This is a genomic window from Bradyrhizobium sp. 149, assembly GCF_023073915.1.
GTDB lineage: Bacteria > Pseudomonadota > Alphaproteobacteria > Rhizobiales > Xanthobacteraceae > Bradyrhizobium.
The window spans coordinates 42,658-66,681 of sequence record NZ_JADPKK010000023.1; the positions used below are offsets into that span (position 1 = coordinate 42,658).

At 58.6% G+C, this 24,024-nt stretch carries 18 protein-coding genes, 2 pseudogenes and 1 other annotated feature; of the genes and pseudogenes, 15 read left to right on the forward strand and 5 right to left on the reverse strand.

From position 1 onward, the window contains the following. Positions 1–144 precede the first annotated feature (144 nt). From IVA88_RS28025 to IVA88_RS28035, 3 genes and pseudogenes are all read right to left on the reverse strand, one after another. A pseudogene (locus IVA88_RS28025) lies at positions 145–1,229 on the reverse strand (IS3 family transposase). Next, positions 905–1,018: a sequence feature (AL1L pseudoknot), on the reverse strand. Its footprint overlaps the pseudogene before it by 114 nt. 80 nt (positions 1,230–1,309) lie before the next feature. Further along, on the reverse strand, positions 1,310–3,133 hold the full coding sequence (gene glmS, locus IVA88_RS28030) for a glutamine--fructose-6-phosphate transaminase (isomerizing) (RefSeq protein ID WP_247500455.1): 1,824 nt from the start codon (positions 3,131–3,133) through the stop codon (positions 1,310–1,312). 329 nt (positions 3,134–3,462) lie between these two features. Further along, positions 3,463–4,467, reverse strand: a complete 1,005-nt coding sequence (locus IVA88_RS28035) for an aldo/keto reductase (RefSeq protein ID WP_247500456.1) — start codon at positions 4,465–4,467, stop codon at positions 3,463–3,465. A 377-nt stretch (positions 4,468–4,844) separates the two neighbouring features. Between IVA88_RS28035 and IVA88_RS32530 the strand changes: the two are divergent. Both IVA88_RS32530 and IVA88_RS28045 read left to right on the forward strand, forming a co-directional pair. Then, a pseudogene (locus IVA88_RS32530) lies at positions 4,845–5,830 on the forward strand (NAD-dependent epimerase/dehydratase family protein); the annotation flags it as partial. Between the two features lie 392 nt (positions 5,831–6,222). Then, on the forward strand, positions 6,223–6,480 hold the full coding sequence (locus IVA88_RS28045; RefSeq protein WP_247500457.1) for a hypothetical protein: 258 nt from the start codon (positions 6,223–6,225) through the stop codon (positions 6,478–6,480). 107 nt (positions 6,481–6,587) lie between these two features. On the opposite strand, the gene IVA88_RS28050 is transcribed toward IVA88_RS28045, so the two are convergent. After that, positions 6,588–7,280 carry a response regulator transcription factor gene (locus tag IVA88_RS28050; RefSeq protein ID WP_247500458.1) on the reverse strand — a complete coding sequence of 231 codons (693 nt, stop codon included), beginning with the start codon at positions 7,278–7,280 and terminating at the stop codon, positions 6,588–6,590. Between the two features lie 555 nt (positions 7,281–7,835). Between IVA88_RS28050 and IVA88_RS28055 the strand changes: the two genes are divergently transcribed. Both IVA88_RS28055 and IVA88_RS28060 read left to right on the forward strand, forming a co-directional pair. Further along, entirely contained in the window at positions 7,836–8,636 is an 801-nt protein-coding gene (locus IVA88_RS28055) for a response regulator transcription factor (protein WP_247500459.1), read from the forward strand. A gap of 307 nt (positions 8,637–8,943) precedes the next feature. Then, positions 8,944–10,194: a hypothetical protein gene (locus tag IVA88_RS28060; protein WP_247500460.1), complete on the forward strand. Its 1,251-nt coding sequence runs from the start codon at positions 8,944–8,946 to the stop codon at positions 10,192–10,194. 20 nt (positions 10,195–10,214) lie between these two features. On the opposite strand, the gene IVA88_RS28065 is transcribed toward IVA88_RS28060, so the two are convergent. Then, entirely contained in the window at positions 10,215–11,213 is a 999-nt protein-coding gene (locus tag IVA88_RS28065; protein WP_247500461.1) for a glycosyltransferase family 2 protein, read from the reverse strand. A 492-nt stretch (positions 11,214–11,705) separates the two neighbouring features. Here IVA88_RS28065 and IVA88_RS28070 point away from each other — a divergent pair, with 492 nt between their 5' ends. The 11 genes from IVA88_RS28070 (at position 11,706) to IVA88_RS28120 (ending at position 24,002) form a co-directional block, all read left to right on the forward strand. Then, positions 11,706–12,479 carry an FkbM family methyltransferase gene (locus IVA88_RS28070; protein WP_247500462.1) on the forward strand — a complete coding sequence of 258 codons (774 nt, stop codon included), beginning with the start codon at positions 11,706–11,708 and terminating at the stop codon, positions 12,477–12,479. 240 nt (positions 12,480–12,719) lie between these two features. After that, complete coding sequence (locus tag IVA88_RS28075; RefSeq protein WP_247500463.1) at positions 12,720–14,024, forward strand: lipopolysaccharide biosynthesis protein; 1,305 nt, start codon at positions 12,720–12,722, stop codon at positions 14,022–14,024. 182 nt (positions 14,025–14,206) lie between these two features. After that, on the forward strand, positions 14,207–15,058 hold the full coding sequence (locus IVA88_RS28080) for a thioesterase domain-containing protein (protein WP_247500464.1): 852 nt from the start codon (positions 14,207–14,209) through the stop codon (positions 15,056–15,058). A gap of 4 nt (positions 15,059–15,062) precedes the next feature. Then, the gene (nadE, locus tag IVA88_RS28085; RefSeq protein WP_247500465.1) at positions 15,063–16,067 is read left to right on the forward strand and encodes an NAD(+) synthase; all 1,005 of its coding nucleotides are present in this window, start codon (positions 15,063–15,065) and stop codon (positions 16,065–16,067) included. A gap of 5 nt (positions 16,068–16,072) precedes the next feature. Continuing rightward, positions 16,073–18,097 (forward strand): asparagine synthase (glutamine-hydrolyzing), encoded by a 2,025-nt coding sequence (asnB, locus tag IVA88_RS28090; protein WP_247500466.1) that lies wholly within the window; start codon positions 16,073–16,075, stop codon positions 18,095–18,097. Next, positions 18,091–19,653: a class I adenylate-forming enzyme family protein gene (locus IVA88_RS28095; protein WP_247500467.1), complete on the forward strand. Its 1,563-nt coding sequence runs from the start codon at positions 18,091–18,093 to the stop codon at positions 19,651–19,653. Before asnB ends, IVA88_RS28095 begins: the two co-directional genes overlap by 7 nt. A gap of 50 nt (positions 19,654–19,703) precedes the next feature. After that, on the forward strand, positions 19,704–19,982 hold the full coding sequence (locus IVA88_RS28100; protein ID WP_247501209.1) for an acyl carrier protein: 279 nt from the start codon (positions 19,704–19,706) through the stop codon (positions 19,980–19,982). 238 nt (positions 19,983–20,220) lie between these two features. Beyond that, complete coding sequence (locus IVA88_RS28105) at positions 20,221–21,030, forward strand: sugar phosphate nucleotidyltransferase (protein ID WP_247500468.1); 810 nt, start codon at positions 20,221–20,223, stop codon at positions 21,028–21,030. 45 nt (positions 21,031–21,075) lie between these two features. Further along, complete coding sequence (locus tag IVA88_RS28110; RefSeq protein ID WP_247500469.1) at positions 21,076–22,215, forward strand: DegT/DnrJ/EryC1/StrS family aminotransferase; 1,140 nt, start codon at positions 21,076–21,078, stop codon at positions 22,213–22,215. Then, on the forward strand, positions 22,212–22,949 hold the full coding sequence (locus tag IVA88_RS28115) for a sugar transferase (protein WP_247500470.1): 738 nt from the start codon (positions 22,212–22,214) through the stop codon (positions 22,947–22,949). Before IVA88_RS28110 ends, IVA88_RS28115 begins: the two co-directional genes overlap by 4 nt. Positions 22,950–22,961: 12 nt before the next feature. Further along, on the forward strand, positions 22,962–24,002 hold the full coding sequence (locus tag IVA88_RS28120) for an NAD(P)-dependent oxidoreductase (RefSeq protein WP_247500471.1): 1,041 nt from the start codon (positions 22,962–22,964) through the stop codon (positions 24,000–24,002). Positions 24,003–24,024: the final 22 nt, after the last annotated feature.

A 24,024-nucleotide genomic window follows, 5' to 3' on the forward strand; every position in this document is an offset into this window, starting at 1 on the left:
TACCTGCTCCTGCCTAGAGGTTCAGTGCGTGGTCAGAGCAGTCGAGTTCGGGCGCCGCTCCGGTCCCTCGACTCGCGCTGCCAAAGGCTCGACCAAATGTCACCTTTGAACCGTCCCGGGTTGCCTGAGGCCATTTGATTTAAGTTATGCCGCCATGGCCCGGTCGTTCCAGCCGTAGTAGCGTTGGTCGGCGTAGCATTGCTCGGCCTGGGCCGGCGGTAATCCTGCCGATGGGCTCGGAGGAGCCGCCGGTTGTTGATCCCGTCCACCCATCCCAGCGGTCGTGAACTCGATGGCCTCGAAGCTGCGCCATAGTCCGCGTAGATCGATCACTTCGGCCCTGTAGAGACCGTTGCTGGTTTCGGCGAGAGCGTTTGTCATAGCAATCTCCGACGCTGCCGACAGAAAGTTCGACGCCAGCTTCAGTACTTGATAGAGACATATTGGCCGCCCTATCGCTATGATGCACGAGCTCGCCGCGATGGACTGGTCGCGATCGTGCAGGGCCTGCTCCAAGCCTCGAGCACGAAGCCTACGTGCGCCGTGCGGGAGGACGCCAGCCCACGAGTCTTCGGGCATACGCGTCCATGACGAAGGCGACGTGCCTTGAACTGGCGATTGACGTCATCAGGGGCCTCGCGCGGCCTTGTCGGTGATCGTGCTCTTGACGGATTTGCCGCCGCGGCCCCTTGCAGAACCATTTCCCGCATCAGCCGCGACATCGCGTAGCGGGCATCATCGAAGCCTTCGCGCTTGAGCTGCCGCCAGACCTTGCGCACGCCGTAAACGGAGAAGTTTTGATCGAAGACGCGCCGAACCTCGATGTTCAGCGCGACCTCCTGCCTGGCATGCGCGACAGCTTCGCGGGATCACGCCGCTTCGCCGCATTGGCGTGGTAGGTCGGCGGGCCGTCGGCAAGACGTTGCAGATCGGCTCGACCCATGCGCCCCACGACTATCGTCGATGAAGGCGATCATGGCTGAACCGGCGGTCGAGCTCCGCCATCGCAAAATAGGCGCTTGGTAGGATCTCATTGGCCTGCCGAAGCTCGCGGTTCTCCCGTTCGAGGGCTTCTGCTTCTCGGCCATCGCGTCGGAACGCCTGCAGCTACCGACTTCGGCCTTCTTAACCCAGTCATGCGGTGTCTGCGGCGTGCAGCCAATCTTGGCCGTGATTGACGCCAACGTCGCCCAGCGCGAGGGGGGCTACCGGATGTGATCCAGAACCATTCGAACCGCTCGGGTCCGGACCTCGGGAGAAAACACTCTTTCCGAAGCGGAGCCCTGTCGACATCGTGCGAGCGAACGGACTATTCGACCGTCACCGACTTGGCGAGATTGCGCGGCTGGTCTACGTCCGTTCCCAGAATTGCCGCGCTGTGATAGGCTAGCAGTTGTAGCGGCACCGCCAGAGCCAGCGGCGCCACGCTCTGCGGCATATCCGGGAGCACCAGCACCGACCAAGCACTGGGCGGGGCGACTGAAGCACCTCGCTGGTCGGTTAACAGGATAATGCGCCCGCCACGAGCCATTACCTCTTGCATGTTCGACATTGTCTTCTCGAAAGTCGAGTCGCTCGGCGCAATCACCATAACAGGAAAGTCCTTCTCGATCAGCGCGATCGGTCCATGCTTAAGCTCACCGGCCGCATAGCCTTCTGCGTGGATGTAGGTTACCTCCTTGAGCTTGAGTGCTCCTTCCATTGCCAAGGGATAGTTCGTACCCCGGCCTATAAATAGCGCATCGCCGGCCATTGAAACCTCGCGCGCGATTTCAAGAACCTTCGGCTCCAACTCGAGCGCGCGAGCCATATAGCCTGGAGTATCGGCAAGTGCTCGGACGAGTGCTATCTCATCTTTGGCCGAGAGTACGCCACGACACCGACCGGCCGCAATTGCAATGCACATCAGCGTCGCCAGCTGACAGGTGAACGCTTTCGTAGATGCGACGCCTATTTCAGGGCCCGCTAAGGTAGGGAATACGACATCGCTCGCACGCGCCATAGTCGAGGTTTGCACGTTGACGACAGAGATAATGCCCTGGCCATGGGTCTTGGCGAATTCCAATGAGGCAAGCGTGTCGGCCGTTTCGCCAGACTGCGACACAAAAAGCGCGACGTCGCCTACGCGAAACGGAACCTCGCGGTAGCGGAACTCCGAAGCCATATCTATTTCGACCGGAAGCTTGGCGTACCGCTCAAACCAGTACTTCGCGATGAGACCGGCGTAGAAGGCCGTGCCGCAAGCCACGATCGAGAGGCGACTAATAGTGCTGAAATCAACATCCGCGCCTCTCGGCAGCCTGATTGTACCGTTGGGCTGGATATACTGTGCAAGCGTCTGCCCGACGACCGTCGGTTGTTCGTGGATCTCCTTGGCCATGAAATGACGATGTTCGCCCTTATGAACTGCCACACCCGAGATAGCTATTTTCGCCGACGCACGATCCAGAGCGTCGCCGTTCACATCGAAGAACTTGATTTGTTCTCGCGTAACGACGGCAAGATCGCCGTCCTCCAGGTAAGTAACAATGTCCGTCAGAGGCGCAAGCGCGATCGCGTCCGAGCCCAGGAACATTTCGCCTCGCCCGTATCCGACGGCCAAGGGAGAGCCCTTTCGTGCACCGATCAAAAGATTTTCGTACCCCTCGAAAAGGAACACGAGCGCGAACGTTCCCTGTAAGCGCGGGAGCACCTTACACACGGCAGCGACCGGTTCGCACCCCTTCTTCCGCTCACGGCTAACGAGATGCGCGACCACTTCAGAATCGGTTTCGGTCGTAAAGTGGGCACCGGCCGCTTTGAGGTCATTGCGCAATTCTCGATGGTTCTCGATGATTCCATTGTGCACAATCGCCACACCATCAACCATGTGAGGATGCGCATTCGTCTCATCTGGACGGCCGTGCGTCGCCCAGCGAGTGTGACCGATTCCAATTCGCCCAGAAAGCGGCTCCGAGTCGACCCGAGACTTGAGATTCGCGAGCTTTCCGACGGTACGACGACGCCTCAACGAACCGTCCTCGAGAGTAGCAATACCCGCGGAGTCATATCCCCGGTATTCAAGCCGCTTCAGCGCATCTAAAAGGATAGTCGAGGCAGGACCCCGCCCGACGACACCAACAATTCCGCACATAGGCTGCCTCCAAGCATCTAGCAACGGCCTCACGAAGCGCAACCGCAACTGCGGACAACTCCTTTGCAGCGGCTTGGCGCCCTCACCTTTGGCCTTCCCTGCTGCGCACGCTTCACCGAGACGCTCAACCTAGCGGTCTCCGGGCCGCCCCCCGCGCTTTTCGAGTCGTCGACAGCATTGGCGATTAGTATTTGGGCGCGAGCTGTACCATACGCAGCCCCGATTCTATGATGATGGAGGAGTAGGCCTCATGCCATAGCTCTGCACTTAATCGCTACAGGGAAACACGCATGACCGAATCCGGGCAGCAGACACTGCCCGCGCCGCGATCAGCATCTCTTGACGCGCTGATCATTCGAGACGCCGCACATTCGCTCAGTTTGCCGAGGGCCATTCGAGAACGCGGCGGCTAAGCGTTTGAGTTGATGAAGCATTGGCGCTTGCGCCAACCGGAGCAGATTGAATACCAGATGCTCTTTTCTGAACATCGAGAACAGTGTGACTCCTGCCGAATTTGTTGCCAGCGCATAATCCACGATAAAAGCAGCAGCAATCTCGGTGAAATCGCCCTGATATCCCATCTCGCACAGGGCGTTTAATATTTCTCTGTCCGATCCGATCTTTGCGACAAGCAGATCGAGGCTCGAAAATGATCCATACGTGACAAACGTCCCCCGCAGCGCAATCTCCGCTGATCTCTGGAGATTCGGCTCGAACGGGTTATTGGCGATCTGTATCAGACGGTATGGCAACGCTTCGTGGAGGCCACCAATTCCACCCTCGTTATCGCCCGCAATCGAAATCGCCCGCGCCTTCCCGTCTTGAAGAATGCGCTCGAGCGCTCGAATGATGTCTTCGCGAACTACCTCTTCGCGTGTCGGACGATGGAGAGCAAGCACATCTACATAGTCCGTGCGAAGACGTCTCAAGCTGTCGTCGATGCTCGTCCTGATTAGGTCGGCTGATAACGGCACTTTAAAGGGCTTTGACTTCATCGCGGAGAGGCGCGGCCGAATCCCGGGAAACACAGCAAGAGAGGCGCGCGCTATCGGCTTCAGGATTCGCATGGCCGCGGAGATATCGGGTGGGCGCATCCCGACCTTTGTGCAGATATAGACTCTGCCCCGCTTCATGGATGCGAATTGCCCCAAGATCGACTCGGCCATCCCATCGCCATACGAAGGCGCTACGTCGTACCAGGTTATTCCGGCGTCGTATGCACGCTCGAGCCCCTCGATCCCCCTGCGAGCCCCAACGCGCCCTCCGAGCGAAGCGCAGCCGAAACCGATGCTCGATACATTCGCGCCGAGAGAATCAACACGAACCATCTTCATCGCAAACACTCCTGACTACACCGTTTGCGCGCAAGTCACTGACGTCGATCGTAAGACGGCGCGTACTTCCAAGCCGACGGGCACGTCCGGCAACCCGGACGCCGAAGGAACTGTGCAGGTTTGATCGGCTTCATCTTCATGCAAATGAATGATGACGGGGTTCGCTCGGGCATCACATACGGTTGGCCGCTGGAACTTGAGACAGTGGGGAGGATGCACGGAGTAATCCGTTCGAGCGGGTATCGGCAGCTCGACTCCGCCGCCACTATCAGGTGCGCCCATTTGCGCAGTAACGATGCGGCGCGGTTGAGAGCTGATGTGCTGCGATCGATGGCGCCCTATTCACCGCACGAAGACCTCATGTAATTTAGACAAGAATGCCATCACGCTCAGAACAAGTTGCCGGCGAGGTTCTGGTGACCGGAGCAGCTGGCTTCATCGGTTTTCATGTTGCCCGTCGGCTGCTCGCTGAGGCGCGCCGGGTCGTCGGATTGGACAACCTCGACAGCTACTACGATCCCGCACTGAAGCGCGCACGGCTCGACATTCTGTCGCCGTGATCCGCGTTTTTCTTTTGTCCAGGTGGATCTTGGACATCGGTCGAGGATGGCCGAGCTGTTCGCAAAGCATCGATTTGCGCGTAGGCGTGCGGCTGATCGATCGAATGCCGGGCGCCAGCCTGAGCGGCCAATTGGATCACCTATGTCGAACCCAATCTCAAAAGGTTTCCTTACGGTCCTGGAAGGCGCATAACGCCTGCGGTCATTTGATCTACGCATCATCATCGTCCAATACGGCTCCGATGCCGAGTTGCCATTTTCGACGGGGCATAGGGCTGATCACCCCCTCAACTTCTATGCCCCGAGGAAGAGACCCAATGAGTTGATAGCCCACTCTTAGAGCCACCTTTACCGGCTTCCGGTCACCGGCTTACGGTTCCTTACGATCTATGGCCTTTGGGGCGCCCCGACATGGCGATTTTCCTGTTCGCTGACGCGATCGTTAAAGGCCGGTCGATCAAACTCTTCAACCATCGCGGAATGCGGCGCGACTCACCTATATCGACCACGTCACTCGCCTATCCCGCGGCTGATCGAACGTCCTCCGGACGACAACGTCGATGCGATGGGCGCTCCAACCAAGCTTTACAATCTAGGCAATAATTGCCCGGAATGCTGATGCACGTCCTCGACTTGATGGAGAAAGAACTGGGACGAACCACAGCGAAGGAGATGCTGCCGATGCAGCTTGTGGATGTTCAGAAACGTTTGCCGACATTGGTGATCTGACCCGTGATACCGGGTTTTCGCCATCCACCCTTATCGAAACCGGTATATGCAATTCCGTCCGATGGTATCGCGACACTACGAGATATGACCTTCCGATGGTCTCTTCCACAAGTTTCAACGGTCCGCACCCGACGGATCGGGGTATCGGTTGCAACTTCTCCGCGGCTGTGATGAACGACCAGGCGGGACTCGAAAAGATGCGGCCCCGGGGGCATTGGGGATTCGCAGGTCCGGGGCCGCAACGCTGCGCCGAGGTGGGCTCCATCGACGCAACATAAACGTAGTCATTGGGAAGCAATCGTTCACTCTGAATTCGTGATCATACAGATCAACGTGGGGGTACCCATCATGGTGAATGAGCCTCCTAGAATAGTCGCTTGCTAGCGCTCCCCTGTGGTGCGAAGTCTCGACCGCAATGGGGGGCTCGCTGCAGTCGTCGGAATGTTCGCGTTGTCCGGAGACATCTATGCCGCGGTATTTCTTTCATATTCATGACGGCTACTCAGTGCTCGATGACAGCCACTCAGTGCTTGATGATGTCGGACTGGATCTCCCCGACATTTCTGCGGCCCGGACTGCGGCGATCGAGCTCAGCGGCGAAATCCTCAAGCATGACGCGATGGACCCACTCCTGCATCACATTTCATGGCAGGTGGAAGTCAGCGACAGCCCCGAGCTTGGCGGCCGGTCGCTGTTCGTTCTTCAGTTCTCCGTTGAGGAATAGGGGACCGAAAACCGGCTTTGCCGAAGCCTGTGCAACCTGATGGCGCACCTTCGTTGGCTGCGCTTCGGCGCAATGCCCACAGATCGCAAGCAGCGCGTGCTGGTGCTTTACCGCTCCTCCTCCACCGGATTAGATCCAGCATGCGCCGGTTTGTCCTGCGCTGAATTGGCGCGGTCATCCTCCGAGATGGCGAGGGCAGCAAGCTCTGTGCGATTGTTGATTTCAAGCTTCTGGAAAATGCGGTGCATGTGCACCTTGGTGGTGCCGTCTGCAATGTTAAGCCGGCGCCCAATTTCCTTGTTCGACAGCCCCCGAGAGACCAGGTACATGATCTGCCGCTCGCGTTCAGTGAGCACTGCGAGCGCACTTTCCGGATTCAGGTTCTGCTCGCGAGGCACGGCCTGATCGCTGGGCGCTAATGGAGCAACGGTCTGTCCATCCAAAACATCTCGCAAGCCTTGCACCACGGCCTGGCTCGTCATCTCTTTTAGGAGGATACTGTACCCGGCGGGGGCCTGCGCCGAGACAAGATCGTAATCCTCGCCAGCCGCAAAGAACACAAAGCGCGTTGATCGGCCGTCCAAAGGGCCGAGCGAATTGTTCATCAGCGCGGCCAGCTCCGGCATTGCCGCATCTAGGATCGCGATGTCGGGCGCAAGTGTCAAAATCGCCTGGATGCAGCTCGCCGCGTCGACGCAGGCCGCAACGATCTCGAACTCGGATTCTGAACCGAGGACACTTGCGAGACCTTGCAAAATCATTGGATGTCTGTCTGCAATTACTACAGTCGCACGATGCATCAGGCGCTCCTAACCTGCCGCCCCCAAAATTCCGCGATTGAAGCTACAGGCCCCCCTTGCCGCTCCACAAATTGATCACCAATAAACAAACTTCCAGCAATTCCCTAAGTTCTCTCGATGCGAACCCATGAGGCAAATAGCCCAACCAGTCTGTGATTCCAATATACACAAGTTTGGCTGATGAAAGGGCCGTACAAACCCGGTGGTCAGGCCTAGAGAGCGCTGGCGAGCGCAACTATCCGTTTGGCAACATGGTGGACGGATGGCTTTCGCGAGCGGTTTCCACTCGCTGAGGACGAACATTCAAAGGTTGCGTCAGTATAATTGTTCGCCTCAATCGATCTCTGGTGGTTGTTCACCAGCAGCTTGGAATGCCTCGGAGTATATCGAAAGGTATATAGGCAAGACCTAAAAATCGAATCTAACCTTCAGCAAACATTAACCAAACGACGTTCCGGCCTCTGTTAAGGGGGAAACCGGGCCCGCTCTACGCTTTGGTCTTTTGCGGCGCTTTTTCATTCAAGTTGTGTGATTGCGTTTGTTGCGGAGGGTAAGATGAGGACGCGTCAATCCTGCAAGGTTATTTTGATCGGACGGAGTATTTTGCTGCGAGAGGGAATTTCACAAATACTGCGTGCGGCAGATTTTCAGATTGCGGCATCGGCCTCAAGCACCGATGAAATAACAAGTACCTTCCAGGCACATTACAAGCTCCTGTTTGTGATTATCCACAGCGCCGGAGAACTCGATGCGCTGAAGCATATCGGATTTGTAAGAGAGCACTATCCGGACGCGCGCGTCGCGATCGTCTCGGACCATTACCGGCCGGATGAGCTGATCTCGGCTTACAAGGCCGGTGCCAGCGGTTATTTTGTCGACGTCAATTCATGCGACGCTTTCATCAAGTCGATCGAGCTCGTGACAATGGGCGAGACGGTGTTTCCGCCGGCATTTCTGTCGTTCGTGCTCGATAGCGGTTTCGATCGCGAGCCTCAGCTTCAGCCAGGGATCGAAGAGCCATCAGATCTGCTTGTTGCGGCCGAAGAAGTAGCACCTCATCTGTCCCCGCGAGAGCGCGCTATTCTCGCATACCTGATCGAGGGCAACTCCAACAAGTGCATTGCGCGAAAGATCGATATTGCCGAGGCGACGGTGAAGGTTCATGTCAAGGCGATCCTGCGCAAGATACGCGTTCGGAACAGGACGCAGGCCGCAATTTGGGGAATGAACAACGGACCACTGGTGCGGGTCTCGAATGGTCACGCGCTGCCGTTGTCGATCGATCGGAGAACTCGGCCTAGCCTTGTGCCAAGTGACCGCGGACGTCACGAAATCGGCGCCTCCGAACCAGACTAGCCTCGCCGATGGCCTCACGCCCATCAAGCCGCCGAAAGCTGCGCGGCGTCTGTACGCGCCGCCCAGCCTGCCGCGCGGGATTGATCTATGGATCGAGAGGATGGAGTCCGACCGTGGGTTCACCATCTTGCGGGTGACGTCTCCTGCATTCAAATGATGCGCGTTTCGACTCAGCAGCTAGAAGGCATCGTCGACCAATCTTGCCGGTCGCCGTCGGAGCCTGGTGACCGGGGAGCGTCGAACCTCATCTCGGGCGCTTGCCCACCTGGATGATCCGAGCCCCTGCTTGCCCTGGAGCATGATACCGATGTCTCGATCCCTCTGCACGCGAATTGGCCTGCCCGGCGCTGTGGTGGTCGTGCTTGCTTTGGCAGGCATCGCTGCCGCACAGACGCTTGCAAAGGCCAGGCTCACTGCTGCCAGCAGCCTGAACCTGCCCGACTATCTCGTTCCGGTCACCGACCCGGACACGGGCGCCACGATCGTGCGGATAACGACCCCGGGGTCGTTGGGAGCTGGCTTGGCCTGTCAACCAACCTATTGTACTCACCGATATTCAAGCGCGCAGGCCTGGAATGCCGACCAGACTCTGCTTCTGATCGCGAACGGCTGCAACGGCCTCTGCTTTCTTGACGGGCGGACCTACGTGCCATTGTTCCGTCGGCAACGCGAAGACGAGTGCGAATGGCACCCGCGTGATCCAGAGCGCATGATATGCGTGATAGGGCGCAAAATCTCATTCTGGAGGCCGCGAACCAATGCCGAGGAGATCGTGATGATGGCCGACGGCTATCGCAACCTTCAGTTCGGACCGGGTAAGGGCAACCCCTCTCAGGACGGCCGGCGCATCGCCGTGCGGGGCACTCGCGCCGACGGCGTCGTCGTCGCGTTCGCGTTTGACCTCGTGAGCCGACAGAAGTTTCCGGATATCGAAGTCGGAAAACTGCCCGGGCGAGACGGCGTTTGCGAGATTTCTGCCTTGGGCAATTACATCAGATGCAGCCGATGGGTCGACGGGAAAGATGAGGCATTCATATTTACCGTCGGGGGCGATCTGGTGCAAAGCTGGACCGAGCATCATCGTCCGAGTCATGGCGACATGGCTGTGGACGCTGATGGACGCGAGGTATACGTAGGAATCAGCAAGTCTGATCCCGACATATACCGAGTGATCAAACGCCGGCTGGATGACGGCTTGGTCACCGCCCTTGCTCCGCGTGGAGAGGCTTCACATGCATCCGCACGCGCGATCCACTCGCCCGGCTGGGTGATTTTAAGCTATGGTGGCGATCCAACGGAGATCGCCCAGCAACCAACGTTTGCGCCCTTCGCTCGGGAGGTTATTGCTCTGCGAATTGACGGCAGCGGCGAATTCCGACGCATTGCATACACACGCAACGTCCCGAACAACTACTGGAGCGAGACTCACGGCTCACCGTCGCCCGACGGTTCCCAGGTGATCTGGTCGACCAATTGGGGGGTCCCGGCCGGGCCCGTGTTCGACTTTGTAACGCGCCTCGATGCTCCTGATCGGACCAGCGCCTTCTCCCGACAATGATCGGCGGCGGCTCCGTTCCGTCATGCGTGACCCAAACGAATAGGTGAGCCCCCTGCCGTTGTACGCGCTCGCGCCTGGATGGCTTTGTGGGCCGCCTTGAGAACCGAGGGGCGCAGGATTTGGAGCGCGTCCCTGATCGTTGCTTCCCAGGACTGATGGCGAAATCTTCCGCGCAATCTTGCAACCCGCAATGCACGCACGACCGTTTCGGGATCTGGAAGCCCTTGCTTGTCCTCCAGGAGGCTCCAAGTTACAGTTTTGAGATCAAGGGTCTCCTCATCGATCTGAGAGAACGATTTGGAAGCGGTTATATTATCGTGGTCCGTCATATCGTAAAAGATCAAGCCATTGTCGATTGCAACCATGTTGCCATGGCAGGCGAGGTCGACGAAGAACAGCTGGTCCACCCCCCAACGGATCGACTTGTAGTTTCGCATCAGACAACCGGCATGAATGACCTCGCTGTTGATCAGCAGGGTGGACGGAACAATACCCAGCACCCGGGTCTTACCAACCAGATAGAGATCCGTCAGGCACTGTTGGCTCGAATACAGCGTGACCCGCCCTCCCTTCCGGTATCTTATGCCGTCATCCTGAACGAGATGAGACGTGGAGGTCATGAATGCGGCCGTGGGGTACGTTCTCGCCATTTGCGCAAAAGTCTCCAGCGATTCCGGCACAAGCCAGTCGTCGTCGTGCAACACTTTAATCCAATGACCGCGACATGCGAGCATCGCGCTATTCGTATTCTCGACCTGCCCCCGTCCTCGGCGGTTCTCTACAACCCGAATACGGGAGTCGGTCCGAGCGTATTCAGATAGAATGCTCCAGCTGAGGCCTTTTGGGCCTTCGTCGTCGCTGATCACCATTTCCCAATCGGGGTACTTCTGCTGCAGTACGCTTTCGATCGCACGGCGTATCATATCCGGTCGACGGAAGGTTGGTATGGCTACCGAAATCGTGGGGCGGATGTACGGATCTCGGATACCCTCCGGCCAGTCGAGCTGCAACGGGTTCATCGCTTTTCCCTCAAGCTCAGTTCATTCATTCCAGCAGCCGATCCCGAACCCGGATGGCTCGGCAAACAGCCGGCGTCATTCTGTTGGACCGCGTCGTCGCCTGATGGACAGTGAACGTCGACACCGACCGAACGAGCACGAAGAATGCTAGGTAGCGGAGTGGGCCTGGTCATCCTTCATTCGCATGAGGATGATTGCCCCGAGGCGCGAATGTGAACCTATCAGCTCCTTGGGCAGGCTCATGGCGAAGCGGGGATTCAGAACCGACAAATCGATGCCCTCATGCAAATGAAGGATGGCTGAGCGCTTCGGTCAGCCTACGCTCTGCCGAGCACCTAACCGCTAGAGATGGGTCGATCCTTGCACAAATTGCATCAACTGCTCACCAGAATTCAAGAGGAGCCCGACAAGGCTCGATTCCTACTCTCACGCGCACTGTGGGCGAGCGGATTGTGCCGCTTTTTCACCTTCGGCTTTCCGGCCGGATACAGAATGCGTTTCTATCCGAGCTCCATGTCCGCAGGACTTTGGCGCGAACGGAACCTTCGCGCCGAAGACGCCCACTTTGTCGGAACTTACCTCCAACCCGGAGAAACCTTCGTCGATGTTGGCGCGAACGTGGGACAGCTAAGCCTCGCAGCCGCGGTACGGGTTGCACGGTCGGGACAAGTAATTGCTATCGAAGCACATCCGCGCATCTTCAAATACCTGCTGGGCAACATTCGTCTGAACCGATTGACCATCGAGGTCCACAACACCGCCATCGGCAGCGCGGAAGGCGAACTCGTCTTCACCAACTTTCGGAGTGATGACATGAACTTCGCATGCGCTACTTCTCCCGCCGACGGCGCGGCGCTCCGAGTTCCCGTACGGACGCTCGACTCGATCGTCGGCGATCGGCCAGTGGATCTTCTTAAGGTCGACGTCGAAGGGTTCGAAGTCGATCTTCTCAAGGGCGCGGTCCAGACCGTTGCCAACTGTCGATGTCTCTACATAGAAGATTCTGAGCTCAACCTTCGGCGGGCCGGCACCTCGCGTGCCGAGATGTATAAGCGACTGACCGATCACGGGTTTGAGCTCTTCCACCTCAGGGCGGGACGACTTGAGCCGGCGTCTCCCGACATACCGGGACCGGATGACGATAACCTGATCGCCGTCAGACCATCAGCCTTGTCGGACCTGCTCGCGCGGACGGGCCTTCGACTCGCACAGCTCACATCACCATCGTCTGTAGATCGGCGTTTCCCGGCCGCGCGGCTTGCGTGAAGATCCATTGTCCGCCACAGGCCACGCGCATCACCAATCGGATCTGCCATCCGGGCGTCGCCTCTTCCGCAAAGCACGATCCGTTCGTGCAAGCCTTCCTTCGATTTCGCGACACTTCAGTCAACGTCATGCGAACGAATGATGGCGTGCACGCGGCTCCATCCTAGGATCACCGAAGTACATCGCTCAGCCGCTACGATCTTGCCCTTCTGACTGAAATCTGGACCGAGGAACGTTTTCATGGCCGCGAAACCGGCTACCGGTCCGACGCGGACAGCGGCCCTTATTCGTGTAGCGGCGGGCGTCTCCGCCCTCGCACTCACCGGCCAGCTCATGCTCGTAGCGGCCATTCCCATCCTCACCCGGCTCTATTCGCCGGAGGATTTTGGAATCTTCACGATCTATCTTTCAATCGTAAACATTCTCGGCGCGATCGCTGGGCTTCGCTTCAGCACTTCTCTGTATGTTGTTGAGGACAGAACTCACGCGCTGGTCGCACTCAAGCTCACACTCGTCGCGGTCTGCTTTACGACCTCTGTTGTGACCACCGCGGGATACATGCTGTCGGACGTGGTGCCAGGACGCCTGCAACATCTTACCTACCTGGCACCCATCGGGATGGCTGCGGTCGGCATCGCCGACGCAATGAACTGCTGGTGCTTGCGCTTCAATCATATGCGCGACTTCGGCATGGGCCGCCTCATCCTGCCTGCGACGATGGCACTGCTCCAGGTGAGCTTCGGCCTCGCTTGCCTCGGGGACGATGCGATGATCCAAGCCCACATCCTGAGCCAGGCTGTGCTGATCGCATTTCTCTGCGCCCGGCTCCTGAAATGGGAGGATATCCGCCGCATCAGGCAAGCTCCATGGGGTGCGGTCGCGGCGACTGCTAGGCGCGAGTACAAGTTTCCCCTGTTCGAGCTGCCCTCGGCTCTCGCAGGATTTGCTATCATCAATCTCCCCGCAATCTTCATAGGCTCGCTATTCGGTACCGCATTCGCCGGGCATTTTGGCGTCGCCGCCCGTCTCGTGACCGGTCCGGTCACCCTGATGGCCTTGCCGCTCAGCAATGTCTTCGTCGCCGAAGCTAGTAGGGGCTTCGATCGTCAGCATCTGCTCGGCACCGCATGCGGCTTGCTGGTCGTTGCGGCCGGCCTGATCGTTCTACCGGTACTCGGCCTTGGATTTGTTTCGCCCTATGTTGTCGTTCCGCTGCTCGGAGCGTCCTGGATACCTACGGGTCAGATCATGGCCGCTCTGGCGCTCATGTGCGCCGCGCAGGCGCTGTCGACGCCCATTCAAGAAGTCCCGACACTTTTTCGTCGTCAGGAACTACGGCTGCTGGTTGACCTGGTGAGAGCCGTCTTTGTATTTGCCCCGCTTCTCATTGGTGCTCACCTGGGTCACGATCCGTTGCAGGTGATCTACATGATGGCCGCCGGAGGAGCTACCGGCTACGCCTTAGGAATTATCGTGGCGCTGTTTCTGTTGAATGGGCATGGCGGTGCGCGGACGTCGGGCGCACCGATCAATGGGCCTGTATGACCCAGACGGTCGACAGAGTACGCCTGAGGAGGCGGACATGGACGATAGTTGCGCAGGGCGAAGACAGTCAATTCGTCGGCGCGCGGTATGCTTCATGCAAACGAATGATGAGACGATTTCGAACATCTTCATACTCCACCCCTCCGGAGTTCGGTCGGTTAGATCCAATGAAACTACGGCCATTGATCGATACAAGCGAGGATTTGGCTTCTCCGCCGTTGCGCATTGTGGCGGCGGCCCCGCCCGTGCTTTTTCTATTGCCCGGCTCACTTGGCTACGGAACCAGCCTGGTGGCCTTGACGGCCTCCATGCGCGAGATTGCACACGTCGTTCCGATCCGCTATCCGGATCTCGGCAAGATATTGCAGGGTCGGGACAGCGTTTGCGATATGGCTGCCGCAGCCGTGGAGCAGATCAATCGCATCCAGCCGCAGGGCCACATCAGACTTCTCGGTCATTCACTTGGTGGAGCGGTCGCCTTCGAGGTCGCGACGCGAATGTTTGCCGCCGGCCGCTCCGTGAAGTTCTTCGGTATTCTCGACACTAGCCTCATGGGCGAGCGCAGTTCTGCATGGGAGACGTTGACGCGCACGATTCGCCGGATCCGCAACAACCGGATCACGGCTCCCCGGATGGCCTGTCGGGCCCTCGCCAAAGCAACCGTTGCGTTCGGCCATGAGGCTTACCTAGCCCGAATGATCGATCACCGCGCGAAGGGGCAGTTCAACCTCACCTCATTCAGGCTCAAGCAGGAACTGCAGGAAGTCTTGCGGGCTAAGGCCTATTTCCGCTGGTTGGCGGAGCCGAAATCGATGCTGCCGATTTCCGCCGTTTTGTTCCGATGCCAGCGAAAGAAGATGCCGCTAGCTCTGGGGTGGGATCGTGCGTTTGCCGAGATCGACGTCGTCCCAAGCGCAGGCACTCACACGGATCTGGTAATGCCGCCTTACCTCGCAATGAATTTGCACCTCGTCCAGACGGCGCTGTCGCAAACCTACTCCACTGCCGAATTTCCCGAGCGAGAGGCGGACTGATCCCGTGACATTGCAAGCAGCTCACAGCCCAACTGAACCCGCGTTTGACGCACTGGTCCTGGACGCGCCAGCGGAGGTCGCGCGCATCGTCGCGTTCTTGCGCGACCGTGTCCTCGGCGTGCTTGGCCGACGGGGAGCCATCGTCGGACTTTCTGGCGGCATCGACAGCTCCGTAGTCGCAGCGCTCTGTGCACGCGCATTTGGGAGTACGAAGGTCCTCGGTCTGCTGATGCCCGAACGGGATTCGTCTGCCGATTCGCTGAGGCTCGGGCGGGCCGTTGCCGCGCAACTGCGCCTCACGACGGTCGTCGAAGACATTGCACCGGCTCTCGAAGCATTGGGCGCATACCGCAGGCAGCAAGACGCGATTCAAGCCGTCGTACCCAAATACGGAAAGGATTGGAAATGCAAGCTGGTACTCGGCTCGGGTTCGGGGAGCGCTGGCATGAATATCACTCGTCTCACCGTCCAAGATCCGGACGGCGAAACCTCCACCGTGCGTCTTCAGCCCGAAGTCTACCTGCAGATAGTTGCTGCCACCAACTACAAGCAACGCGTCCGCAAGATGACCGAGTACTATCACGCCGACCGTCTGAAATACGCGGTAGTAGGTACGCCGAACCGGCTTGAACACGATCAGGGCTTCTTCGTGAAGCAGGGGGACGGGGATGCGGACGTCATGCCGATCGCGCATCTCTACAAAAGCCAGGTCTATCAACTGGCCGAATACCTTGGCATTGACGACGAGATTAGGCGACGGCCGCCGACGTCTGACACATTCTCGCTGCCGCAGAGCCAGGAGGAGTTCTATTTCGCTGCCCCCTATCGGTTGACTGATGTTTGCATGTACGCCGTCAACCACGGCATTTCTGCCGACAAAGTGGCCGAGGCCCTGGGTATGGCCACAGCGCAGGTTCAGAAGGTCTTCAAGGACATCACTTCCAAACGTCGGGCGACGCGCTATCTTCACACCCGGCCTCTACTCGTTGATGCGGTAATTGAGGACTAAACGACATGTGCGGCATCGCCGGCATCGTGGCGCTGAGTGCCAACGCTCCGAGTCCTTCGCGGAAAGCGCTCTTGCGGATGGTCGGGGCGCTTGCACATCGCGGGCCGGACGAGCGGGGTCTCTACCGCGACCAACGCGCGGGCCTGGCGCACGCCCGGCTCTCGATCATCGACGTAGAGGGCGGACAACAACCACTCTCCGATGCCGGCGGAACCTCCTGGATCGTGTTCAATGGCGAGATCTTTAACTATATCGAACTTCGCGAGCAGCTGATCTCGCTCGGCCATCGCTTCCGCAGCCGCAGTGACACGGAGGTCGTCATTCAGGCCTATCGCGCCTGGGGCGAAGCAGCATTCGAACGGATGAACGGGCAATGGGCCCTTGCCATCTGGGATACCTCCGCCAACCGCCTCGTTTTGTCCCGAGATCGGACCGGAATCTGTCCTCTCTATATCTGCGACCATCAAGGTCAACTTTACTTCGCCAGTGAGATCAAGGCGATCTTCGCAGCAAACCTGGCAATTTCTCGGGCGTTCAATCCAGCAGGCATCGACCAGACTTTCACATTCTGGAGTAGTGTGCCGCCTCAAACCGTGTTTCACGGGATCACGGAACTTGAACCGGGACACGTACGCAGTTACGGGCGCGGCGCTATTCGGGACCGCGCATTCTGGACTCCGTGCTACGCTACCCGGTTCGAAGAGCATCGCATTGTGTCCGCCGGCTGCAATGACGTCGTGATCGATGCTGTGCGTACGGCATTGGAGCGGGCTACGGCGCTCCGAATGGTGCGGTCCGACGTCCCCGTGGGAAGTTATCTCTCCGGTGGTCTCGACAGTTCGCTTATTGCGACAATGGGAAGCCGGTTTGCAGGCAGGCGCTTGCAGACGTTTTCCGTTCGCTTTACCGACGCTGAGTATGACGAGACCTCCTATCAACGTCTAATGGCGCGCACGATCGCGAGCGAGCACCACGAACTCTTGGTCTCACGGCAGGATATCGCCAAGGCATTTCCGAAGGTCATCTATCACACTGAGCGTCCAATTCTGAGAACCGCCCCTGCACCGCTCTACCTGCTATCAAACTTCGTGCGCGAGCGCGGCATCAAGGTCGTCCTGACCGGCGAAGGCGCAGATGAGATGTTCGCCGGCTATGATGTGTTTCGGGAAGGCAAGATCCGACGCTTTTGGAGCCGCCAGCCGGCCTCAACGCGGCGAGCCGCCCTCCTGAGCCGGCTCTATCCCTACATCTCGCGATCGCCGGTCCACATGCAGGCCATCGCGATAAAGTTCTTCGGGCACGGAATTTCTGTCCCTGATATGCCCGGCTTTGCTCATTCGCCGCGTTGGCGCAGCACTAGCGCGATCAAGCGTCTGTTCTCAGACGACATGCGAGCGGCCACTTCAAGATCCGACCCGGTAACCGAATTACTCGATCGTCTGCCATCGGATTTCTCCCGCTGGACGCCGCTTGCACAAGATCAGTACCTGGAGACCAAAACGCTCCTCTCCGGCTACCTGCTCTCCTCACAGGGAGACAGGATGCTGATGGCGCACTCCGTCGAGGGACGTTTTCCATTCCTCGATGACGATGTCGTCCAGCTGGCGAACTCACTTCCCGATGCCTGCAAACTGCGCATCCTTGACGAGAAACACGTCCTTAAGCGTTTGGCGCAGTCGCAGGTTCCACCAGAGATCGTCACACGGAAGAAGCAGCCCTACCGGACCCCCAATGCGCTCTGTTTCGCCGACAAGAATGCTCCCTCTTACGTCGACGAAGCCCTCTCAGGCATGAGCATCCGCACCGCGAACATTTTCGATCCGCTGGCGGTCGAACGGCTGCGCGCGAAGTGCCAAGCTCATGCCCACGCTGGCGACCTGTCCAATTTCGACAACATGGCGCTGGTCGGCGTCTTGTCCACCCAGCTGCTGTTCCAGCAGTTCGTCGCGGGCGAGCCGCGGACCCAGCACGACCTGGAGCTTACCGTTGACGTCGACCACCAAGCCGTGCCGGGAGTTGAGGCATGGTAAACGATCCTGTGCCCCTCCTGCATGACTACCTAATCCATGCGGCCCGTCGAAAGGGCGCCAAGGTTGCGCTCGTATGCGACGGTCATCGGGTCACCTACGACCAGCTCGAGGTGTGGTCGAATGCGGTCGCGCACCACCTGGTCGAGGCCGGCGTCCAGCGGGGCGACCGTGTGATGATCTTTGCTGACAACGCCGTCGAGGCGGCCGTAAGTTTCTGGGCCATCCTTAAGGCCAACGCGATCGTGTGTCTTATCAATCCTCTCACGAAAGCCGACAAACTCGGTTATCTCCTCAACGACTGCGAGCCAACTGCGCTCGTTACGCAAATGCGCCTCTACGCGACGTTCCGCGAACCTGCGCGACATTGCCCATCCTTACGCCGTGTGATCGTGTCCGGCCCCATCAACGACGCCGATTTGAACGCGCTGCCACATGCCGCGCGATGGAACTCCGCAACGGCCACCGAGCACCACGGAGCACCCGCGCGCCGCGGAATCGACATCGATCTCGCCGCCATTATTTACACCTCGGGCTCGACTGGGGAACCGAAAGGGGTGATGCTTACGCACCGGAACATGATGACAGCGTGTACGTCAGTTGCCTCATATCTGGACGTGCGTGATGATGAGGTGATCCTAAACGCTCTACCGCTCGCCTTCGACTACGGCCTGTATCAGATGATCATGGCCATACGCGCCGGCGCTCGCCTTGTTCTCGAACGCTCGTTTGCTTTCCCCGCCGATACGCTTCGTCGTGTTGGTGAAGAGAGCGTTACGGGTTTTCCCGGCGTGCCTACGATGTTCTCGACTCTGCTGCAGCTTGGGTCGTTGACGAGTTACGATCTGAGCAGCATTCGCTACGTGACAAGCACTGGTGCGGCACTGCCGGTACGGCACCTGCTCCAGCTGAGAAACACCTTCTCCGGCGCACGCATTTACTCCATGTACGGTCTTACGGAATGCCAACGCTGCACCTATCTGCCGCCGGAGGACCTCGACCGGAAGCCATCGAGTGTAGGAATTGCCATCCCGAATACAGAAATGTGGATCGTCGACGAGCGCGATCAACGAGTCGGCGCCGGCATCGCCGGGCAGCTTGTGATCCGCGGCGCGACCGTCATGAAGGGGTATTGGCGAAAGCCGGAAGCTACTGCGAGGAAACTCAAGCCCGGACCGCTTCCTGGCGAGCAGGTGCTTTACACCGGCGACCACTGCCAAATGGACGCCGATGGATATCTGTATTTTGTCGGCCGGAGCGACGAAGTCATCAAATCACGTGGTGAGAAGGTCGCGCCCAAGGAAGTGGAGAGCGCTTTGCTGGACATTCCCGGTGTCAGCGAAGCGGCAGTGGTTGGTGTTCCGGACGATGTGCTCGGCCACGCGATCAAGGCGTTCGTAGTCGTCGACCAGGTGCGACCGCTCGACGCTCAGCAGATTCAGCGGGAGTGTCAGAAGCGCCTCGAGAGCTTCATGGTCCCGAAGTACATCGTTATCGTGCCGGAACTGGCGCGTACGGATACGGGCAAGATCAACAAGAGAGAGCTCATCAACGAATAGCTGTGGACCACCAATTGACGCACTGCTTTTTCAAATGGAGCACCAACGCAATGACACTGGTCTTGGCACCCGCCCGCTGCAAGGAGCAGATCCGCGCTTTTCTGACATCGAATTTCTACATCAGCGATATCGCGGCGCTGAACGACGATGCTTCCCTGCTCGACCAGGGGATCATCGATTCGACAGGAGTGCTCGAGGTGGTTGGGTTCATCGAGATGACATTCGGCATCGCCATCGACGACAACGAGATCCTGCCCGAGAATCTCGATTCCATTCAGGGCATGGCACGTTACATCGCCAGCAAGGTCAACTCGGCCGCCGATACCTGACCTGCCGGCGAGCTTGGCAGCGAAAGGAAGCAAGCTATCCTGCGGCCCGATTGCGGCCTGGCGCTCGGACTCACTGGGGCCGAGTGCGGCGCTTTCGCTGTTCCCGAACCTGCCCCTTCCGGATTAGTACCTCACTCACGGCGGAGCCCGGTTCCGGTTCTTCCGGAGAGTACGCCTCACTGCACGACTGTGTGGACGACCCGGCAGCATTTTTCTGCCGTTCGATTCCAACGCTCTCATGCAAACGAACGAAGACGCAGGCATGATTTGCTCCTACTTTTTTCCTGAGGAGCATATTCGAGCGCATTTTCTTGAGTACATGGAGGTTCAGATGAAAGCGGTAGTTCAGTGCGGCGGCAGAGGAACTCGACTTCGTCCACATACGTCCATTTTGCCAAAACCTCTCATGCCCATCGGCGCCCGTCCCGTCCTCGAGCTCGTTCTCAAATGGTTGAGACGAAACGGGATCGGAGAAGTCTTCGTCACCACCGGCTATCTCGGCCATCTGATCCGTAGCGTCTGTGGTGACGGCAGCCAGTGGAACATGCAGATCACCTACACGCAGGAGCTCGAGCCGCTCGGCACGATCGGTCCGCTGTCATTGCTGCGAGAGCAACTCAATGAGCCTTTCCTGGTCCTCAACGGCGACGTCCTGACAGACTTGAACCTGAACCAGCTGATTCACAATCACCGAAAATCCGATGGCAACATCACTATCGCGACCTCCGTTCGGAGCACGAAGATGGACTTCGGTGTGATTGATGAAACCGATGGACGAGTGATTGGATTTCGCGAGAAGCCAGAGCTGACAAACCTCGTCAGCATGGGAATCTACTGCATGAATCCGGTCGTCCTTGAACGCATTCCGTCAGGCGTCCCCTTCGGATTCGACGACCTGATGTTCCAGATGCTCGAGGAAGAGGCCCGCGTCAACGTCTTCAAGCACACTGGTCTGTGGCTCGACATTGGCCGGGTCGAGGATTTCTTGAAAGCCCAGGACATTGCGTGGGACGAGCAATCGTCTGCATTCGCGACTGCAGCTGCGTGACGGAGCGCCGCCCTTCGCATCGGGAATGAACGGGAAGAGGAACACATGCTGTTGGTATCAGAACCGGCCCTTGGAATTGACGAAAAGGAAGCTCTTGCTGCCGTGATCAATAGCGGCTGGATCACCATGGGGGATCGCGTACGGGAGTTCGAACAAACGTTTGCACGCATGCATGGCGCCGAGGACGCGGTCGCAGTCGGATCATGCACGGCCGCACTTCACCTCATCCTGCATGCGCTCGGAGTCGGCCCCGGCGATGAAGTCCTCGTTCCATCTCTCACGTTCGTTGCCACGGCCAATGCCGTGCTCTACGTCGGAGCACGACCCGTATTCGTCGATGTCCAGTCGGGGGGAGTTCCTCTCATGTCCGCGGCCGACGCGCTCCGCAAGTGCACCTCGCGGACGAAAGCGGTGATCCTGATGCATTTTGGGGGCTACATCGCTGACCGAGAGGAGTGGCAGGCCTTCGCTCGCAGCAAGGGTCTGCTCCTGATCGAGGACGCCGCGCATGCGCCCGGCGTCAAGGGGGTCGGCACGTTTGGCGATGCAGCCGCGTTTTCCTTCTACGGCAACAAGAACATGACGACTGCTGAAGGCGGCGCAATCATAACGCGTCACCGGATCTTGAACGACATGATCAAGCGCGCCAGGTCGCATGGTATGACCACCAACACGCGCCAGCGCCTCGTCAGCCGCAGCCCCGAATACGACGTGACGCTTCTTGGATTCAACTACCGCATGGACGAATTGCGCGCCGCGGTCGGCCTGGTGCAGCTCCGTAAGTTGCCGGGTTGGAACGACATCAGGCGGCATCTGTCGCTGCACTATCGGCTGCGGCTCGCCGAGCGTTGCCCTTCGATCGTGGTGCCATTCAACGCGTCGTGGGTATCGGCCCACCATCTGATGCCCGTCGTTCTCCCTGTGGCAAGCGCGCGACAGCCCCTGATCGAGCACCTGAGCAAGCGCGGCATTCAGACGACCATTCACTATCCCCCGGTGCATCGGTTGACGTTCTACCAAGATCAATATCCCGGCATCAGCCTACCCAACACTGAGGATTTTTGCGGACGTGAGCTCACCTTGCCTCTCCATCCCGCGATGACTCCCGCCGACGTCGATCACGTGGCAAACAGCCTCGCTGATGGACTTCGGGCAACCTGTCCCGCGGAGGTCGTACAGGCATGAGCGAAACGGTCAATACGGGATGCGTTCGGCCGGCAGCTCCGGCCCTGCGTTTGCGGCGCCTCGTCGATGTCCTCTGTGCTGGGATGGCCATAATGGCCTCGCTGCCAGTCCTGTTAGTTATTGCGCTTGCAGTCTGGATCGAAGGCGGGCGACCGATACTGTTTTCGCAACTTCGTCTCGGGCTGAACGGGTCGCCGTTCCGCATGTACAAGTTCAGGAAGTTCAGAGCCGATTGCGACGATCGCGGAAGTCCGCTCACGATGGTGAATGACCACCGCATGACGACGATCGGGGGGCTGCTGGCTTCATTCAAGCTGGATGAGCTACCTCAGCTTTGGAACATCCTGCGGGGTGACATGTCTTTTGTCGGCCCCCGACCTGAGACCCTGGTATTTGCCGACTGTTTCAGGGACGGGTTCGAAAAGATTCTGGAGCACCGGCCAGGCCTCGTCGGGCCATGCCAGGTTCTCTTCCGGCATGAAAATACGCTGTTCCCGCCGGACGGCAATGTGGCGGAATTCTATCGGGAGGTTCTGTTTCCCGCCAAGGCGAAAATCGACCTGGCATACTATACCAATCGGACCATCACGTCCGATCTCCGATGGATCGTTCAGGCCGCCTGGATCGCCGTGGGGGAGCCGCTTCTCAACCGCATGCGAAGACCCCGACCGGACGCCCAGAGCGGCATAGCGCCAACTGGCGCATCTGTCGGTGCGAACTTATTTCAAAAGTAGACGGGTGCTCAAATGGCGAATGAAAAACGAACTGTGCTTCTGGTAGGTGGTGCTGGTTACGTAGGCTCCGTGATCACGGGCCATCTCCTGAAAAAGGGTTGGCACGTCCGCTGCCTGGATCAGCTCATCTATAAGAACGAGAGCTGTGCATGGCCCTATCTGAGCGTTCCGCAATACGAGTTCATGCAAGGCGATATTCGCGATCCGCGTTTCGCCGCTGAAGCATTGAAGGGCGTGGATGACGTCGTTATCCTGGCTGGGCTGGTGGGCGACCCGATCACGAGCAAGTACCCGGGCGAAAGTCACGCCATCAATCGGAATGGCGTCGCGTCTTTCATCGATGCGATGCAGCACCATCCGGTCGATCGGCTCATCTTTGTGTCCACCTGCTCGAACTATGGGCTAGTGGAAGAAGACAAGGCCGTCGACGAGAATTACCCGCTCGCGCCACTTTCCCTCTACGCCAAGCACAAGGTGGAGATGGAGCAGAAGATCCTGGGTCTCAAGGGAAAGGCCGGATTCCATCCAACGGTTCTCCGCTTTGCAACCGCTTTTGGTCTTTCCTCGCGAATGCGCTTCGATCTCACGGTGAACGAATTTGTGCGTGAACTCCATCTGGGAAAAGAGCTGCTGGTATTCGATCCCAAGACTTGGCGTCCCTACTGCCATGTTCGTGATTTTGCCCGCGCGATCGAGCAAGTGCTCCGCGCGCCCGTCGACAAGGTCGCCTTCGAAGTCTTCAATGTGGGCTGCGAGGAAAACAACTTCACCAAGCTGATGGTCGTCGAGGAGATCATGAGGTACATTCCGCGATCGAAAGTGACGTATCAGGAGCGTGGTGCCGATCCCCGGAATTACCGCGTGAATTTCGACAAGATCCGTCGGGTACTCAATTTCACCCCTGAAATCAGCGTTCAGCAAGGGATCAGCGAAATCCTCGCTGCCCTGAGCCAAGGCTTGTTCGACCACGTCGAAGAGCAGAGGCACTTCTTCGGAAACTACGAGATCTTTCTTCCAGCGGCCCGGGTGGCGGATTTGAAGCGGGCCGGCTGAGAAGGATCCTCCAGCGGTATCC